The 16,591-nt window shown below is 75.5% G+C and carries 15 protein-coding genes and 1 pseudogene; 8 read left to right on the top strand and 8 right to left on the bottom strand.

Annotation, left to right across the window (positions count from 1 at the left end; all coding sequences use genetic code 11):
• Window positions 1–12: 12 nt before the first annotated feature.
• From AAEM63_RS08260 to AAEM63_RS08240, 5 genes are all read left to right on the top strand, one after another.
• Window positions 13–480 carry a nitroreductase/quinone reductase family protein gene (locus tag AAEM63_RS08260; protein WP_341361061.1) on the top strand — a complete coding sequence of 156 codons (468 nt, stop codon included), beginning with the start codon at window positions 13–15 and terminating at the stop codon, window positions 478–480.
• A complete protein-coding gene (mgrA, locus tag AAEM63_RS08255; RefSeq protein ID WP_341361060.1) occupies window positions 477–1,508 on the top strand; it encodes an L-glyceraldehyde 3-phosphate reductase in 1,032 nt (343 codons plus the stop codon). Before AAEM63_RS08260 ends, mgrA begins: the two co-directional genes overlap by 4 nt.
• 5 nt (window positions 1,509–1,513) lie before the next feature.
• A complete protein-coding gene (locus AAEM63_RS08250; protein ID WP_341361059.1) occupies window positions 1,514–2,806 on the top strand; it encodes a phospholipase D-like domain-containing protein in 1,293 nt (430 codons plus the stop codon).
• Window positions 2,807–2,893: 87 nt separating this feature from the next.
• Window positions 2,894–3,691, top strand: a complete 798-nt coding sequence (locus tag AAEM63_RS08245; protein WP_341361058.1) for an alpha/beta hydrolase — start codon at window positions 2,894–2,896, stop codon at window positions 3,689–3,691.
• On the top strand, window positions 3,688–5,193 hold the full coding sequence (locus AAEM63_RS08240) for a SpoIIE family protein phosphatase (protein WP_341361057.1): 1,506 nt from the start codon (window positions 3,688–3,690) through the stop codon (window positions 5,191–5,193). The genes AAEM63_RS08245 and AAEM63_RS08240 overlap by 4 nt, the downstream gene beginning before the upstream one ends.
• Before the next feature lie 17 nt (window positions 5,194–5,210).
• Here the strand turns inward: AAEM63_RS08240 and AAEM63_RS08235 are convergent, their stop codons facing one another.
• The 4 genes from AAEM63_RS08235 to AAEM63_RS08220 are packed head-to-tail and all read right to left on the bottom strand — an operon-like array spanning window position 5,211 to window position 9,482.
• Window positions 5,211–6,497, bottom strand: coding sequence for a cation:proton antiporter (locus AAEM63_RS08235; protein WP_341361056.1), 1,287 nt, complete (start codon window positions 6,495–6,497; stop codon window positions 5,211–5,213).
• A 28-nt stretch (window positions 6,498–6,525) separates the two neighbouring features.
• Complete coding sequence (locus AAEM63_RS08230) at window positions 6,526–7,359, bottom strand: ABC transporter permease (protein ID WP_341361055.1); 834 nt, start codon at window positions 7,357–7,359, stop codon at window positions 6,526–6,528.
• Window positions 7,349–8,350: an ABC transporter ATP-binding protein gene (locus AAEM63_RS08225; protein ID WP_341361054.1), complete on the bottom strand. Its 1,002-nt coding sequence runs from the start codon at window positions 8,348–8,350 to the stop codon at window positions 7,349–7,351. The genes AAEM63_RS08230 and AAEM63_RS08225 overlap by 11 nt, the downstream gene beginning before the upstream one ends.
• A 1-nt stretch (window position 8,351) precedes the next feature.
• A complete protein-coding gene (locus tag AAEM63_RS08220) occupies window positions 8,352–9,482 on the bottom strand; it encodes a DUF2092 domain-containing protein (protein WP_341361053.1) in 1,131 nt (376 codons plus the stop codon).
• Between the two features lie 114 nt (window positions 9,483–9,596).
• Between AAEM63_RS08220 and AAEM63_RS08215 the strand changes: the two genes are divergently transcribed.
• The 3 genes and pseudogenes from AAEM63_RS08215 (at window position 9,597) to AAEM63_RS08205 (ending at window position 12,567) form a co-directional block, all read left to right on the top strand.
• Window positions 9,597–11,078, top strand: a complete 1,482-nt coding sequence (locus AAEM63_RS08215; RefSeq protein ID WP_341361052.1) for a hypothetical protein — start codon at window positions 9,597–9,599, stop codon at window positions 11,076–11,078.
• A 10-nt stretch (window positions 11,079–11,088) separates the two neighbouring features.
• Window positions 11,089–12,201: pseudogene (gene rlmC, locus AAEM63_RS08210) on the top strand (23S rRNA (uracil(747)-C(5))-methyltransferase RlmC); the annotation flags it as partial.
• On the top strand, window positions 12,190–12,567 hold the full coding sequence (locus AAEM63_RS08205) for an META domain-containing protein (RefSeq protein ID WP_341361338.1): 378 nt from the start codon (window positions 12,190–12,192) through the stop codon (window positions 12,565–12,567). The pseudogene rlmC and the gene AAEM63_RS08205, both read left to right, overlap by 12 nt.
• On the opposite strand, the gene AAEM63_RS08200 is transcribed toward AAEM63_RS08205, so the two are convergent.
• The 4 genes from AAEM63_RS08200 to AAEM63_RS08185 form a co-directional block, all read right to left on the bottom strand.
• Window positions 12,531–13,523 carry an iron-siderophore ABC transporter substrate-binding protein gene (locus AAEM63_RS08200; protein WP_341361051.1) on the bottom strand — a complete coding sequence of 331 codons (993 nt, stop codon included), beginning with the start codon at window positions 13,521–13,523 and terminating at the stop codon, window positions 12,531–12,533. The two genes, AAEM63_RS08205 and AAEM63_RS08200, sit on opposite strands and share 37 nt — an antisense overlap.
• A gap of 88 nt (window positions 13,524–13,611) precedes the next feature.
• Entirely contained in the window at window positions 13,612–14,418 is an 807-nt protein-coding gene (locus AAEM63_RS08195; protein ID WP_341361050.1) for an ABC transporter ATP-binding protein, read from the bottom strand.
• Window positions 14,415–15,464, bottom strand: a complete 1,050-nt coding sequence (locus tag AAEM63_RS08190) for an iron chelate uptake ABC transporter family permease subunit (RefSeq protein WP_341361049.1) — start codon at window positions 15,462–15,464, stop codon at window positions 14,415–14,417. The genes AAEM63_RS08195 and AAEM63_RS08190 overlap by 4 nt, the downstream gene beginning before the upstream one ends.
• On the bottom strand, window positions 15,461–16,462 hold the full coding sequence (locus tag AAEM63_RS08185) for an iron ABC transporter permease (protein ID WP_341361048.1): 1,002 nt from the start codon (window positions 16,460–16,462) through the stop codon (window positions 15,461–15,463). Before AAEM63_RS08185 ends, AAEM63_RS08190 begins: the two co-directional genes overlap by 4 nt.
• Window positions 16,463–16,591: the final 129 nt, after the last annotated feature.

Genomic DNA, 16,591 nt, shown 5'->3' with positions numbered 1-16,591 from the left:
CGAGGAGGCCCGATGCCCGCCGACGCCCTGCTCCGGGCGATGAACGCCGGCCACCGCGCGCTCCTGGTCCTCTCCCGCGGCCGGGTGGGCCGGGTCGCGGCCGGCATGCCCGTCCTGGAGCTGACCACGACCGGGCGGCGCACGGGCCGGCGCCACGCCGTCCTGCTCACCGCCCCGCTCCACGACGACGCCGGCTACGTCGTCGTCGCGTCCCGGGGCGGTGACGACCGGCCGCCGGCGTGGCTGGTCAACCTCACCGCGGACCCCCGTGTCCACGTGCGCCCGCCCGGGGACCCGGGCCGCCCCATGCACGCCCGGGTCGCCGGCCCCACGGAACGGGCGGAGCTGTGGCCGCGGATCGTCGCCGGGCACCCGCTGTACGCCCGGTACCAGGAACGGACGAGCCGGGAGATCGCCGTCGTGGTCCTGCGACCGGTCCTTGGACACGGCGTCGCGGACGGGCCAGACTCGTCGCCATGACGTACACCCCCTCCTCCGCCCGCTACGACGACATGGTCTACCGCCGCACCGGCGCCAGCGGCCTCGACCTCCCCGCGGTGTCGCTGGGCCTGTGGCACAACTTCGGCGACGACATGCCGTTCGAGACCCAGCGGGCGATCCTGCGTCGCGCCTTCGACCTGGGCGTCACGCACTTCGACCTGGCCAACAACTACGGCCCGCCCTACGGCTCCGCGGAGCGCAACTTCGGCCGTCACCTCGCCGACGACCTCCGTCCCTACCGCGACGAGCTCGTCATCTCGACCAAGGCCGGGTACGACATGTGGCCGGGCCCGTACGGTCAGGGCGGCGGCTCGCGCAAGTACCTCCTCGCGAGCCTGGACCAGTCCCTGGCCCGGATGGGCCTGGACTACGTCGACATCTTCTACTCCCACCGCTTCGACGCCTCCACCCCGCTGGAGGAGACGATGGGGGCCCTGCACACCGCCGTCACGAGCGGCAGGGCGCTGTACGCCGGGATCTCCTCCTACGGCCCCGAGGACACCCGGCGCGCCGCGCAGATCCTCGCCGACCTCGGCACCCCGCTGCTCATCCACCAGCCGTCGTACTCGATGCTCAACCGCTGGGTCGAGAGCGAGGGGCTCCTCGACGCCCTCGCCGACGTCGGGGCCGGGTGCATCGCGTTCTCGCCGCTGGCGCAGGGCATGCTCACCGGCAAGTACCTCGGCGGCATCCCCGAGGGGTCGCGCGCCAGCCAGGGCAAGTCCCTCTCCCCCGACCTGCTCACCGACGCCACCCTCGACCACGTGCGCAAGCTCGCCGAGATCGCCGAGGGTCGCGGTCAGGGCCTGGCGCAGATGGCCCTGGCGTGGGCGCTGCGCGACGAGCGGGTGACCTCGGTCCTCATCGGGGCCTCCAGCGTGGCCCAGCTCGAGCAGAACCTCGGCGCCCTGGAGAACCTCTCCTTCACCGACGACGAGCTCGCCACGATCGACGACCACGCGCGCGACGCGGGCATCGACCTGTGGGCGGGCTTCCGCCGGGCCTGACCACCATGAGCGAGGCGACCCGGCCCGGCGACGGCGTGACCGGCGCCGGACCCGGCGACGGCGTGACCGGCGCCGGACCCGGCAACAGCCTGCCCCGCCCCGGGCCGGACGAGGGCACGACCGGCCCGGGGGCCGAGGGCGGGGAGGACTCGCGCCGCCGGTTGCGCCGCACCCTCGAGTGCCTCATCGGGGTGCACTTCACCGAGGGCAACTCCGTGCAGGTGCTGCACAACGGCGACGAGATCTTCCCCGCCATGCTCGAGGCGATCGGCGGTGCCCGCCGCAGCGTCGACCTCATGACGTTCGTGTACTGGAAGGGCTGGCCCGCCCGGGCGTTCGCCGACGCGCTGTCCGACCGGGCCCGCGCGGGGGTGCGGGTGCGGGTGCTCATCGACGCCCTCGGCGGCTTCCACATCGAGTCCGGCCTCGTCGAGGCGATGGAGGCCGCGGGCGTGGACGTCCAGTGGTTCCGCCGTCCCCTCGTGCGCTCGCCGTTCAAGCAGAACCACCGCGGCCACCGCAAGGTGTGCGTCGTGGACGAGTCCGTGGCGTTCACCGGCGGGGTCGGCATCGCCGAGGAGTGGGCCGGGGACGCCCGCGACGAGACGCAGTGGCGCGACACCCACTTCCGGGTCGAGGGCCCGGCGGTGGACGGCCTCGCCGCGGCCTTCGTCCAGGACTGGGCCGAGACCGGCCGGTCCCTCTACGACGACCGCGACCGGTTCCCCGACCACCCCCACCGCGGCGACGCGGTGGTCCAGGTCGTGCGCGGCTCGGCCAGCATCGGCTGGGACGACATCCACACCGTCTGGTACGTCCTCATGCGCTCGGCCCGCCGGCGCATCCGTCTCCAGAGCGCCTACTTCGCCCCGGACGAGGCGATGCGGACCGCGCTGCGCGAGGCGGCCGCGCGCGGCGTCGAGGTCGACGTCCTCGTGCCCGGGCCGCACGCGGACAAGCGCGTGGCCCAGCTCGCCGGCGAGGCGGTCTACGCCGAGCTCGCCGACGCCGGGGTGCGCGTGTGGAACTTCCAGCCCAGCATGCTGCACACGAAGATCATGGTCGTCGACGGCGCGGCCGCCCTCGTGGGGTCGAGCAACCTCAACCGCCGCTCCCTCGACCACGACGAGGAGGTCGCGATGGTCGTCCTCGACGCCGCCGTCGTCGAGGTCCTCGAGCAGCAGTTCCTCGACGACCTCGGGCGCAGCCGCGAGATCGACCTCGACCGGTGGCGGAACCGGTCCGGCCGGCAGCGTGCACTCGAGACGGCCGTCGCCCCGATCCGGCGCTGGCTCTAGCGGCGTCAGGCTGCCTCCGCGGGTGCCGGTCCGCCGGTGCGCCGGGCCGGCGCGCGGGGTCGGCGCGCCGTCCCGTAGCCTGCCGAGGTGAGTGTGCTCGAGCGCAACAACGTCCGGCTCAGCGGGCCCGAGGGCGCCCCGCCCCTGGTCCTCGCGCACGGCTTCGGGTGCGACCAGGGCATGTGGCGTCACGTGGCCCCGGCGTTCGAGCGCTCCCACCGGGTCGTGCTGTTCGACCACGTCGGTGCCGGTGGGTCCGACGTCGCCGCCTTCCGCCCCGACCGCTACTCCTCCCTCGACGGCTACGCCGAGGACGTCCTGGAGATCCTCGACGCCCTCGACCTCGCCCCCGTGGCGTTCGTCGGGCACTCGGTCAGCGCGATGATCGGCGCGCTCGCCGCCGCCCGGCGCCCCGAGCGCTTCGCCCGCCTGGTGCTGGTGTGCCCGAACCCCCGCTACACCGACGACGGCGAGTACCGCGGCGGGTTCACGAGCGCGGAGATCGACGAGCTGCTCGAGACCATGGACGAGAACTACCTCGGCTGGTCGGCGTCCGTCGCCCCGACGATCATGGGCGTGCCCGACCGGCCCGAGCTCGGCGAGGAGCTCACCTCGAGCTTCTGCCGCACCGACCCCGCCGTGGCGCGCCACTTCGCCCGGACGACGTTCCGCTCCGACAACCGCGCCGACCTGGCCCGGGTGACCACCCCGGCCCTGGTGGTCCAGTCCCGCGAGGACGTCATCGCCCCGCCGTCGGTGGGCGCGTTCGTCCACCGGCACCTCGCCGGCAGCGAGCTGGTCACCCTCGACGCCGTCGGGCACTGCCCCAACCTCAGCGCGCCGGACCAGCTCGTCGCCGCGATGCGCAGGTACCTCGCCGCGTGAACGCGCCACCCGACCCCTGGGACGGTGCGCCGTGCGGGCTCGTCCGCCTCCGGCCCGACGGGACCGTCTCGGCCGCGAACGAGACGTTCCTCACCTGGCTCGGGCGGCCCGGGGCGGAGGTCCTCGGCGGTGCCCGGTTCACCGAGCTGCTGTCCGTGGGCGGGCGGATCTTCTGGGAGACCCACCTCTCCCCGCTGCTGCTCGTGGACGGCAGGTTCGACGAGGTCGCCCTCGAGCTGAGGACACCGCACGGCCGCCTCCCGGTCCTCGTCGCCGCCACCGTGCGTCCCGGCGGCGCCGGGCAGGACGAGGTGGTCGTCGCCGTCTCGGGTGCCCGGGAGCGCACCCGGTACGAGCGGGACCTCCTCGCCGCCCGCCGCGCGGCGGAGACCTCGGCGGCGCGGACGGCGGCGCTGCTCGCCGCGACCTCCGCCCTCTCGCTGGGCGTGGGCGTCGACGGCGTCGGCGCGGCGGTGCTCGAGGCCGCCACCGGTCGGCTCGGCGCCGCTGCCGCGAGCCTCTGGCTCACCGACCCCGACGGCCTGGTCCTGCACTCCCACCTCGGACCGGCCTCGCCCCGCCCCCGGCCGGCCCGGGAGGGACGATCCACCCGGGGCGAGTGGTTCGTCGCCCCGCTCCACGGCCAGACCCGCCTCCACGGCTTCGTCTCGCTCCTGCCGGACCCCGCGCCCGGCGCCGAGCCGCTCGACCCCGAGATCGTCACCGCCGTCGCCGCCCAGGCCGGCCTCGCCCTGGACCGGGCCCTGCTCTACGAGCGGAGCACGAGCATCGCGCACCAGCTCCAGGGCTCGCTGCTCGCCGGCGAGCCGCCCAGCGACCCACGCTTCGACGTCACCACCGCCTACCACCCGGGCGTGGACACCCTCGCGGTGGGCGGGGACTGGTTCGACGCGTTCCGGGTCGACGAGGACACCCTCGCCGTCGTCGTCGGGGACGTGGTGGGCCGGGGGCTCGGGGCCGCGATCGCGATGGGACAGCTGCGCAGCGCGGTGCGTGCGGTCGCCGGGCCGGGGACGTCCCCGGCGGAGGTCCTCACGCGGCTGGACCGGTTCGTCGAGCAGGTGGACGGCGCCGCGTCGGCGACGCTGGCCTACGTCGAGCTCGACCTGGGCACCGGCCGGGCGCGGTACGCGTGCGCCGGCCACATGCCGCCGCTCCTGCTGCCCGTCGACGGCCCGGGGCGCCTGGTGTGGGGCGGGCGCTCGACGCCGCTCGGGCTCGAGCACCCCCGCCGGCGCCGCGTCGAGGACACGCTCGACCTGGCGGCCGGGGACCGCCTCCTGCTCTTCACCGACGGGCTCGTCGAGCGGCGCGACCGGTCGCTGCGCACGGGACTGGCCAGCCTCACCACCCACGTCGACGAGGTGGCCGCCCTGCCGCCCGCCGAGCTCGTCACCGCCCTCACCGCCCGCCTCCTGGAGGGCGCGCAGGGCCACGACGACGTGTGCGTCCTCATGCTCCGACGGCTCGGCGTGGGGTAGCGGCCCCGGGGGGGTGGTCACACGGGGGTGGCCGGCGCCGTCTCCGGACTGCCGGCGACCGCTGCCGCCCGCTCCCGGCGGCGGTCGAGCTCGGCCATGAACGGTGTGGCGGTCACGCCGTGGACGACGACGGAGGTCACCACGACGAGCCCGACGGTGGCCCACAGCGTCCCCGCCTCGTCGAACTCCGCCTTCCCCAGGGCGTAGGAGACGTAGTAGAGCGAGCCGATCCCGCGGATGCCGAAGTACGCGATCGCGCCCCGCTCCCGGGGCCCGGTCTTCCCGCCGGCGAGCCCCACCCAGCCCGTGAGGGGGCGCACGAGGAGCACCGCCGCCAGCGCCAGGGCGACGTGCGGCCAGCCGACCTCGGCGAGGAGCCCGCGCGCGACGGCACCACCGAGGAGGATGAGGACGACGATCGTGAGGAGCCGCTCGATCTGCTCGACGTACTCGTGGAGGATCTTGTGGTAGCCGTGGTCTCGCTCGGCCGAGCGGATGGTCACGGCGCAGACGAAGACGGCGATGAACCCGTACCCCTCGACGAGCTCCGCCGCGCCGTAGGCGGCGAAGGTGGCCGCGAGCGCGACGAAGCCCTCGCCGTGCTCGGCCAGCCGGAACCGCTCCGAGGGGGCTCGGAAGAACAGGGTGCGCAGGAGCCACCCGACCCCGACGCCGACGAGCACTCCGGCCGCCAGGCGCCACACCACGTCGAGGAGCAGCCACTCGCCGAGCCAGCCCGACGGCGCCACGCCCGCCGTCGCGATGGCGATCGCGGCGTAGGTGAAGGGGAAGGCCAGGCCGTCGTTGAGGCCGGCCTCGGAGGTCAGCGCGAACCGGGCCTCGTCCTCGTCCGACGGGTCGTCGGAGGGTTCGCCCACCTGCACCTCGCTGGCCAGGACGGGGTCGGTGGGGGCCAGGGCGGCGGCGAGGAGCACGGCGCCGGCCGCCCCCAGGCCCAGCAGCCAGCCGCCGAGGAGACCCACGGCCAGCATGGTCAGGGGCATGGTGATGCCGAGCAGCCGCCAGGTGGTGATCCACCGCCGCCACCCGATCGGGCGGTTGAGCGCCAGGCCCGCCCCCATGAGGGAGATGATGACGACCGCCTCGGTCAGGTGCGTGGCGACCCCGCCGTGCGCCAACGGGTCCGGGTCGGGCAGCTCGGGGATCGTGGCGAACGCCAGCACGCCGGCGCCGAGGAAGGCCATGGGCATGGAGACCGGGGCACGCCGCAGCGCGACGGGCAGGAGTGCCGCGAGCAGGGCGGCCAGGCCCGCGGCGGCATAGATGAGGCCGGTCGTGTCCACAGGGTGCCTTCCGACGATGGTGGGGAGATCAGGAAAGCACGTCCTTGGTCACGAAGCGCCCGTAGGCGAGCGCGCCGAAGGTGAGCACGTACCCGGCCTGCAGGAGCGCGTTGTCGGTGAAGGACCCCCACGCCACCGGGTTGCGCAGGAGGTCGGCGAAGCCGAGCCAGTGGTGGCTGAGCAGCCAGGGGTGGAGCCACTCGAGCTGGGCGAGGGAGTCCAGGACCTGGGAGACGATGGCCAGGACGACGGTGGTGGCCATGGCACCGACCGGGACCTCGGTGAGGGTGGAGACGAACAGCCCGACGGCCGCGAGCCCGAGGAGCGAGACCGTGACGTAGCCGGCCACGAGCAGCGACCGCACCACCGACTCGCCCGTCCCGACGGTGTCGCCGGAGAGCAGGGTCACCGGGCCGACCGGGAAGAGGGCGGCGCCGATCGCCGCGCCGGTGAGCACGACCGTCAGGGTCGCGGCCACGCAGAACGCCGCGGCCCCGGCGAGCTTGACCAGGAGCAGCCGGACCCGCCCGGCCGGGGCGATGAGGAGGTAGCGCAGCGTGCCCAGGCCGGCCTCGCCGGCGATGGTGTCGCCGGCGACGACCCCGACGGTGAGGGGGAGGAACAAAGGCACGGTGACCACGAGGGCCGTCACCGAGACGAACAGGCCGTTCTGCGTGATCCGGTCGATGAAGGGCGGTCCCTCCCCGGGCCCTGGCGGAGAGGACGACAGCCGCACGGCGACGGCGATGAGGACGGGGATGGCGGCGAGCGCCAGGAGCATCGCCCACGTCCGGCGACGGCGGAACAGCACGGACAGCTCCGAGCCCAGCAGGGCCCACCCGGGCGAGGCCTCACTGGGCAACGTCGAACCCCTCCCCCGTCAGGGCCACGAACCGCTCCTCCAGCGTGGGCTCCTCCACCGCGAAACCGCGGACCCGGACCCCGGCCGCGACGAGCGCGGCGACGATCGTCTCGGGCGCCGGGCCGGGGGCGGCGTCCCCGGCTGCGCCGTCGAACCGCGCGAGGACGGCGTCACCGGCCGGCTCCGGGTCCAGCCCGAGCCGGGCGAGCTCGGCGGCCGCGGCGGCGCCGTCGGGGGTGCGCACCCGCACCCGGGCCGCCCCGCCGGAGCGGCGCAGCTCCGCCAGGCTGCCCTGCGCCACGAGGGACCCCGCGCTCATGACGGCCACGTGGGTGCACATCTGCTCGACCTCGGCCAGCAGGTGGCTCGAGACGAACACCGTCGAGCCCTCCGCGGCGAGGGAGCGGACCAGGCCGCGCACCTCGCGCGTGCCCTGGGGGTCCAGGCCGTTGGTGGGCTCGTCCAGGACGAGGAGCTCACGCGGGGACAGCAGCGCGTTCGCGATGCCCAGGCGCTGCTTCATGCCGAGGGAGTACGCGCGCACCCGCTTGCCGGCCGCGTGCGAGAGCCCCACCCGCTCCAGGGCACGGTGGACCCGCTCGGCCCGGGTGGCCGAGGGGGCGTAACGGTTCGCGGTGTCGAGCCGCTCGAGGTTCGCGGCGCCGGAGAGGAACGGGTAGAACGCCGGTCCCTCCACGAGGGCGCCGACCCGGGGCAGCACCTCGCGCAGCCCGCGCGGCACCTCCTGCCCGAGCACCCGCGCGCTGCCGTCGGTGGCGGCGGCGAGGCCGAGGAGCACCCGGATCGTCGTCGTCTTGCCCGACCCGTTCGGCCCCAGGAAGCCGAACACGGAACCTCGGGGGACGGCGAGGTCCACCGCGTCGACGGCCCGCTGCCGACCGAACACCTTGGTCAGGCCGGCGGTCCGGATCGCGAGGTCGGTCGAGCCGTGAGGGAGGTCGTCCGTCGCGGGCGCCGCGGCCGTGCCCACGTCAGGACGCGGCGACGGCGAGCAGCCGCTCCAGGGGGACGGCGCCCGCGAGCACCCGTCCGTCGTCGGTGAGCAGGACGGTGAGCAGCGACGTCGTCAGCGCCCGGCCGCCCTCCGTCCCGGTGGTGAGCTGCTCGAGCAGCGGGTCGTCCAGGAGGTCGGCGCCCGCCGCGGCGACGAGCACCGCGTCCCAGCCCGAGCCGTCGAGCCGGACGCCGTCCGCGAAGGGCAGGGCGTGCTCGGCGTCGCTGCCGGACGGCCGGTCGGTGCCGTGCAGTCCCTCCGGCCGTGCGCCCGCGAGCTCCTCGGGCAGCTCCTTCTCGACGACCTCGGCGCCCTCGGGGGGCTCGAAGGCGAACAGGCCCGGGTCGGGGGCGACCGGGTCGAAGGAGGTGTAGGCGAGGGAGAGGGCGGGGTCCTGCTGGCCGACGGCGCGGACGGCGACCGCCAGCGGGAAGCCCGTCTCGGCGTCGACGGCGAGGCTGACCGAGTCCACGAGGGTGTCCTCGGTGCGGGGGTCCACGACGAGCTCGTACGCCGGCCGGCCGGCGACGAGCCGGTCCTCGCCGACCGTGACGTCCGCACCGTCCTCGGCGGCCGCGACGAACCGCGCGGCCACCTCCTCGGGGGTGAGCGCGTGCTCCGTCGTCGCGCCGCCGTGGACCGCGTCCGCCGGGATGGTGAGGTGGGTGGCGGTGTTCTCGGCGGAGTCGTAGAGCCACACCTGCGTGCCCGAGCGGACGAGGTCGACCTGGTCGAAGCGGTCGAGGAGCTGCACGCGCACCCGCTCGGGCCCGTCGGCGTAGACCCGGCCGGACCGGTCCTGCGTCAGCGCCGCCAGCACCTCGCCGACCGCCGCGGCCGGGTCGGCCCCGGACGGGCCCGCCGAGGGGTCGCCCGGGCCGGTGAACCCGCCGGGGAGCTCGGGCAGGCCCAGGTCCGAGGTCTGCTCGAAGGCGCCGGAGAACGACTCGACCCCGTGCTCCGCCGCCAGGACGAGGACCTCCTCGGCGGTGAGGTCGGGCAGGTCCACGGCCGCGCCGGCCTGAGCGGCGACGACGAGCGAGCCCGCCCCGATCGCCGCCGGCACGACGATCGCCGGGACCCACCTCGTCCACGCCTCGCGCCTCATGGCACGACGGTACGTCGCCGGGCGACGCCCCGCCAGACCCCGGCGCCCCGCGCCGCCGCCGGACGCCCGATAGCCTGCCCCGGGCGGGTCGAGGACGCGCCGGGAGGAGGAGCGGTGGGCCGGCTCGTGCTGCGCGTGGTGACCGCGGTGGCCGGCGTGCTCGCCGCCTTCACCTACCTCACCAACCCGTTCACGCGCCTGACGATCGTGCGGCCGACGTTCCGGGCGAACGTCACCGCAGGCGGGACGTCCGTGAGCGACCACAACGACCGGCTGGTCGTGCGCCGGGGCCCGCTCTGGCGTGCGCTGGCCCTGGTGGCGTGCGGGCTCGACGTGCTCGGCTCGCGCTACCTCGGCAGTCCCCGCTCGCCGTCGGCGACGGTCGACGGGGTCGTCGCCGACGTCCACCGCCTGCGCTTCGACCCGGACAGGCTGCTGCTCGTCTCCGGCGAGAACTTCCCGGCGCTGTTCGTGCGCAACCTCGGGGTCTTCTACTACCCGGTGCTCGACCGGGCGATCCCCGGGCCCGACTGGCGCGCGCGGGAGACGGTGTACCTGCAGACCGTCGGACTGGCGCTGGGCGCTTTCGACCGTCACGAGCTGACCACGACGGTCGTGCCGGTGGGCCGCCGCTCGGTGGCGTGCGTGAACATCTACGCCTACCCCTCCGACACCCTGTACGGCATCCTCTTCGCCCTGGCGGCGCTGCGGGGCGACGAGCCCGCCAGACCGGCCCCCTACGGCGACGACGTCCACCGTCTCGACACCCGCGCAGCCGCCGAGGAGCTCCTCCAGCGGTACGGGTCGCGCCTCACGCACCACTACCGCACCTACCGGGCGGCGGTGCTCGACGAGCGCACCGGTCTGGTCACCACGCGGCGCCACCTGTCCGGGGCGAAGGACATCACCCGGCGCCGCTCCGCCCTCTACGACAACGTGGTCCTGTGGAAGACCGCCCGCCTCGCCGCCGGGCTCGGTCTCGTCGACCACGACGAGGAGCTCGACCACGCCCTGCGCGAGCGGATCCTGCAGCGGTTCTGGCTGCCCGCCGAGGGCCACTTCCTCGAGGACCTCTCCCCCGAGGCGCTGACCCGGCGCTACTACTCCTCCGACTGGCTCATCGTGCTGTCGACGGGGTTCCTCGACCCCGCCGACCCCCGTGACCGGCCCTACTACGAGCGCGCCGTGCAGCACGTGCGCGTCACCGGCGTCGCCGAGCCCTTCGCGATCCGGTACCAGCGCGAGACGCGCGCCGCCCGGCAGTTCCCGGTGGTGCGCCTGGCCGTGCCGTCCTACGGCGGTGACGCGATCTGGAGCTTCTGGGGGATGGAGTACGTCAAGGTCCTCGTCCTCCTCCACCGGGCGACCGGGGACCCCGGCCACCTCGAGGAGGCCGGCCGGCACCTCGCCGCCTACGAGGCCGCGATGGTCGAGAACGGTGGGTTCCCCGAGGTCTACGACGCCGACGGCGCCATGCTCACCACGGCCCTGTACCGCAGCATCCGGCAGACCGGCTGGGTGATCGGGTTCGAGCAGGCCCGTGAGATGTACCGGGCGGCCCGGCGGTCGGCAGCTCCTGCGGGCCCGCCGCCGTAGACTCCCCCCTGTGCAGTGCTCCTACTTCGACGCGGGCCGCTGCCGTTCCTGCTCCCTCATGGGTCGGCCCTACGGCGACCAGCTCGCCGGCAAGCAGCGCCACGGCGAGCAGCTGCTCCCGGCCGGGGTCGAGTGGCTGCCACCGGTGCCGGGCCAGGAGTCGGGGTACCGCAACAAGGCCAAGATGGTCGTCGCCGGCACCGTCGAGCACCCGACGCTGGGCATCCTCGACGCGGACGGACGCGGGGTGGACCTACGCGGGTGCGGGGTGACCGCCGCCGACCTGCGCGCCACCTTCGACGTCCTCGCCGCGTTCGTCACCCGTGCGCACCTCACCCCCTACGACGTCCCCACCCGCCGCGGGGAGCTGAAGTACCTGCTCCTCACCGGCTCCCCCGACGGCGAGCTCATGCTGCGGTTCGTCCTGCGCTCCCAGGAGCCGGTCACGCGCCTGCGCAAGCACCTGCCCTGGCTCCGGGCCGCCCTGCCGCGCCTGCAGGTCGTCTCGGTCAACCTCCAGCCCGAGCACAAGGCCGTCCTCGAGGGCCCGCGCGAGATCGTGCTGACCGAGGCCGCCGCGCTGCGGATGCGCGTCGGCGACGTCGACCTCCACCTGCGTCCGCAGAGCTTCTTCCAGACCAACACCGCCGTCGCGGCCGCGCTGTACCGCCAGGCGGCGGAGTGGGTGGCCGAGGTCGACCCGGCCACGGTGTGGGACCTGTACTGCGGGGTCGGCGGGTTCGCCCTGCACCTGGCGGACGGCCGGCGCGACGTGGTCGGGATCGAGACCAGCCGCGAGGCGGTCGCCAGTGCGGAGGCGGCCCGGGACGCCGCCGGGCTGACGTCGGTGCGCTTCCTGGCCGGCGACGCGACCACCTTCGCCCTCTCCGCCGGCGAGGCCCCGGACCTCGTGGTCGTCAACCCGCCACGGCGCGGCGTCGGGCCCGACCTCGCCGCCTGGCTGGAGTCCTCCGACGCCCGGCACGTGGTGTACTCCAGCTGCAACGCGGCCTCCCTCGCCCGGGACCTCGCCGCCATGCCGTCCCTGGCCGTGCGCAGGGCCCGGGTGCTGGACATGTTCCCCCAGACCGACCACTACGAGGTGATCGTCATGCTCGAGCGGGTGGGCGCGGACAGGCACCACACGGCGGCGGGCGCGCCGGCGGAGCGCGACACCCCGGTGGGGGCCTGGGGCGTCCGCAGCCGCGGACGGCCCTCGCTGGTCCTCGAGCCCGACGGTGCCGTGCACGGCAGCGACGGGTGCAACCGCCTGGCCGGCTCCTGGTCGTCCGGGCCCGACGGGGCAGTGGTCCTCGGACCCCTCGCCTCGACCCGGATGGCCTGCGACGGCGTGGACACGTGGCTCTCGGGCGCGGCGGCGGCCCGCGTCGTCACGGGCCGCCTCGAGGTCCGCGACGCCGCCGGCCGCGTGCTCGGCAGCCTCGGCCGGGATCAGTCGGCCGCGGCGGCGGAGATCAGCTCGACATAGGTGTCCAGGCCCCAGTCCACCGACAGCGCCGTGGGCGGGGACATCGCCGCGACGAGCTCGTCGCCGGTGATCGCGGCCACCGAGCCCTCCGCCACGGCGGGGATCACCTGGGCGTAGGACTGCCCGAGGAAGGTCTCCACCTCCTCCTCGGTGCTGGCGTAGGTGACGAGGATGTCGGACTCGAGCCGGTCGGTCTCCTCGTAGCTGAGGGTGTAGACGAAGCTCTCCTCGCCGGTGGCGAGCTCCTCGACGGCCGGGGCGCTGACCAGCCCCAGGTCGAGGAGGAAGTCCACCCGGGAGTCCTGCGGCTTGTACACCCAGAACGTCCCGCCGACGTCCCACACCGCGGCCACGCTCTTCCCCTCGAGCTCGGGGTGGGCGGCGGCCTCCTCCCCGATCCGGGCGTCGAGGTCGGCGACGAGCTCCTCGGCCTCGGCGGTGCGGCCCAGCGCCTCGCCGACGATGGTGATGACCTCGCGCCACGGCGTCGTCCAGGGCTCCTCGGGGAAGGCGACCGTGGGGGCGATCTCGCTGAGGATCTCGTACTGCTCGGCGGTCAGGCCCGAGTACGGGGCGAGGATGACGTCGGGCTCGAGCGCGCCGATCTCCTCGTAGGCGGGCTCCTCCACGCTCGCCGGCACCATCGTCGGCTCCTCGCCGGTCTCCGCGAGCGCCTCGGCGACCCACGGGAGCCGGCCGTCCTCGTCCGCGGCGTAGGTCTGGGTCTCGATCCCCACCGGGACGACGCCGAGCGCCAGCGCCGCCTCGGTGCTCCCCCAGCCCAGGGTCACCACCCGCCGGGCGTCGGCGGGCACCTCGGTCTGCCCGAACGCGTGCGTGAGCGTGACGCCGGCAGCGGTCGTGGCGGGCGCGTCCGCCTCCTCGCCCTCAGGGCCGGAGCAGGCGGACAGGGCGAGGACCAGCGGGACGGCCACGGCCGCGAGCCGGTAGTTCATGAAGTCTCCAGGGTGTTCCGGACGAACGTCGCCGGTCGGCGACTTAGGCAAGCCTTACCTTACCTAAATCGGACCGGACACCGAGCCGTCAGGACGTGACCTGCGTCACCCGGCCGCGCGGGACGACCATGGGCGCACCGGTGACCGGGTCGGGAAGGACCTCGGCGTCGAGACCGAACGCCAGGCGCAGCAGGTCCGGGGTGATCACCTCGTCCGGTGCGCCCGCCGCCACCACCTCACCGTCCGCCATGACGACGAGGTGGTCGGCGTAGCGCGCGGCGAGGTTGAGGTCGTGCAGGACCATGACCACGGTTGTCCCGCGCTCGCGGTTGTGGGCGCGCAGCAGGTCGAGCACGTCGAGCTGGTGGGCGACGTCGAGGAACGTGGTGGGCTCGTCCAGCAGGAGGATGTCGGGGTCCTGGGCGAGCGCCATCGCGATCCACACCCGCTGGCGCTGGCCGCCCGAGAGCTCCTCGACCCGGCGGGCCGCCAGCTCCGCGGTGCCCGTCGCGGCGAGCGACGCGGCCACGACGTCGTCGTCGGTGCTGCTCCACCGCCGGAACCAGCCCTGGTGGGGGTAGCGGCCCCGGCCCACGAGGTCGGCGACCGTGATGCCCTCCGGGGCGGTCGGCGACTGGGGCAGGATGCCGACGACGCGCGCCACCTCCTTCGCGGGCATCCGGTGCACGGGCGCGTCGTCGAGGAGCACCTGCCCGGCGCGCGGCCGCAGGAGCCGGGCCAGTCCCCGCAGCAGGGTGGACTTGCCGCAGCCGTTGGCCCCGACGACCACCGTGGTGGCGCCGTCCGGCACCACGAGGTCGAGGTCGCGCACGACGAGGTCGCCGTCGTAGGCCAGGCTCAGGCCCCGCGCCTGGAGGTGGTGGGCGGGTCTCATGCTCCGCGTCCTTCCCGGTTGCCGGTCGCCAGCAGCCACAGCAGGTAGGGGGCGCCGACCACCCCGGTGACGATCCCGACCGGTACCGGCTGGGCGAGGAGGTGCTGCCCGGCGAGGTCGGCCGCCAGGACGAGGACGACCCCGACGACGGCGCTCGGCACCAGGGCCAGCCCGGGCAGCAGGCGCCGGGCGACGGGGGCGCTGACGAAGGCGACGAACGCCACCGGCCCGGCCAGCGCCGTCGCCGCGGCCGCCAGGGCGACGGCGACCCCGAGGGCCGTCAGCCGGGCGGTCTCCACCCGGACCCCGAGCCCGGCGGCGGCGTCGTCGCCGAGCTGGAGGATCCGCAGCCGCGGGGCGAGCAGCGCCACACCAGGGACCAGGGCGGCGAGCGCGACCGCGAGGACCGCGACCTCGTCCCAGGCGGGGGTGCCGATGCTCCCGACCGTCCACACGAGCACCTCCCGCACGTCGTTGATGCCCGCACGGCTGACGAGGTAGCCCAGGCCCGCGTTGACGACGAATGCCACGGCGACGCCGATGAGGACGAAGCGGTAGCCCGAGACGCCGTCGCGCCAGGCGAGCAGGTAGATCGCGACGGCGGCGACGACCGCCCCCGCGAGGGCCGCGAGGGAGACGCCGGCGCCGGAGAGCCCGCCGAGGAGGATCGCCGCCGCGGCCGCCAGGCTCGCCCCGCCGCTGACGCCGAGGATGTCCGGGCTGGCGAGCGGGTTGCGCAGGACGGTCTGGAACAGCGCCCCCGACAGGGCCAGGGCCACGCCCACCCCGGCGCCGAGCGCGAGGCGGGGCAGCCGCAGCCGCTCGAGCACGAAGGACTCCCCCGCCCCGGCCTGCCCGGAGACCAGGCGGAGGAGGTCGCCGGCGTACCCGCCGACGGTGAGGGTGACCCAGGCGAGCACGAGGCCGGCCGCCACGAGCGCGGCGAGGACCAGCCGCCGGCGGCGCACCGCCCGGCGCAGCGCACCCGGCGGGTCGGGGGCCGGCCGGGGCGCGGCCGTCCCGGCGAGAGCCGTCGCGGCGGTCACAGGCCGGCCACCTTGGTGCGCCGGACGATCGCGACCAGCGCGGGGGCTCCCACGACGGCGACGACGAGGCCGGCCTCGAGCTCGCCCGGGCGCAGGACGAGCCGCCCGACGACGTCGGCGGCGAGGAGCACCACCGGCCCCAGGACCACCGAGTACGGCAGGAGCCACCGGTGGTCGGGGCCGGTGAGGGGACGGGCGAGGTGCGGGACGACGAGGCCGACGAAGACGACCGGCCCCGCCATGGCCGTCGCCGCGCCGGCGAGGAGGACCACCGCGCCCGCGGCGGCCGCCCGGGCGAGATGGACGTTCTGCCCCAGGCCGCGAGCGAGGTCGTCGCCGAGGGCGAGGAGGTTGAGGGCGCGCGCGGTGACCAGGGCCAGCCCGGCCCCGGCGAGGAGGAAGGGCACGAGCGTGACGACGGTGTCGAGGTCGCGTCCGGCGAGGGAGCCCACCGACCAGCGCCGGTAGGCGGCGATGGTGTCGGTGTCGGTGATGAGCAGGAGGGTGATGACCGAGGTGAGCCCGGCCGTCACCGCGGTGCCGGCCAGGGCGAGCTTGACGGGGGTCGCCCCTTCGCGGCCGATGGCACCGACGCCGTAGACGATCGCGGCGGCCACGGCGGCGCCGGCCAGGGCGAACCAGATGAACCGCGACGGGCTCGTGACGCCCACGACGGCGGTGGCGAGCACGACGGCGAGAGAGGCGCCGGCGTTGATGCCCAGGAGGCCGGGGTCGGCGAGGGGGTTGCGGGTGATGCCCTGCATCACCGTGCCCGCCAGGCCCAGGGCGGCACCGGCGGCCAGGCCGACGACCGTGCGGGGCAGCCGCTGGTCGAGGACGACGGCGTGGTCCGTGCTGCCGGTCGGGTCGACGAGCGCGCCGAGGACCACGCCCGGGGCGATGTCGCGCGCACCGAGGGCGAGCGAGGCGAGGACGACCAGGGCGAGCACGGCTCCGGCCAGCAGCAGCCCGGTCGCCCGCCGCGTCCGCGAGGGCACGGGCCTCGGCCTCGCCGCGCGCGAGCCCGCCGCGCCCGAGCTCGCCGGTGCCGTCCTCGGCGGCGCCGCCCCGGTCGCGGGCGTCCGGGGCGACGTGGACCGCGCCTGCGACCTCTCCAAGGACGCCGC

Origin of the sequence: Georgenia sp. M64 (assembly GCF_038049925.1) — a bacterium.
Lineage (GTDB): Bacteria > Actinomycetota > Actinomycetes > Actinomycetales > Actinomycetaceae > Georgenia.
Note: the sequence above shows the minus strand (reverse complement) of the source record. Positions and strands in the feature narration are given on the sequence as shown.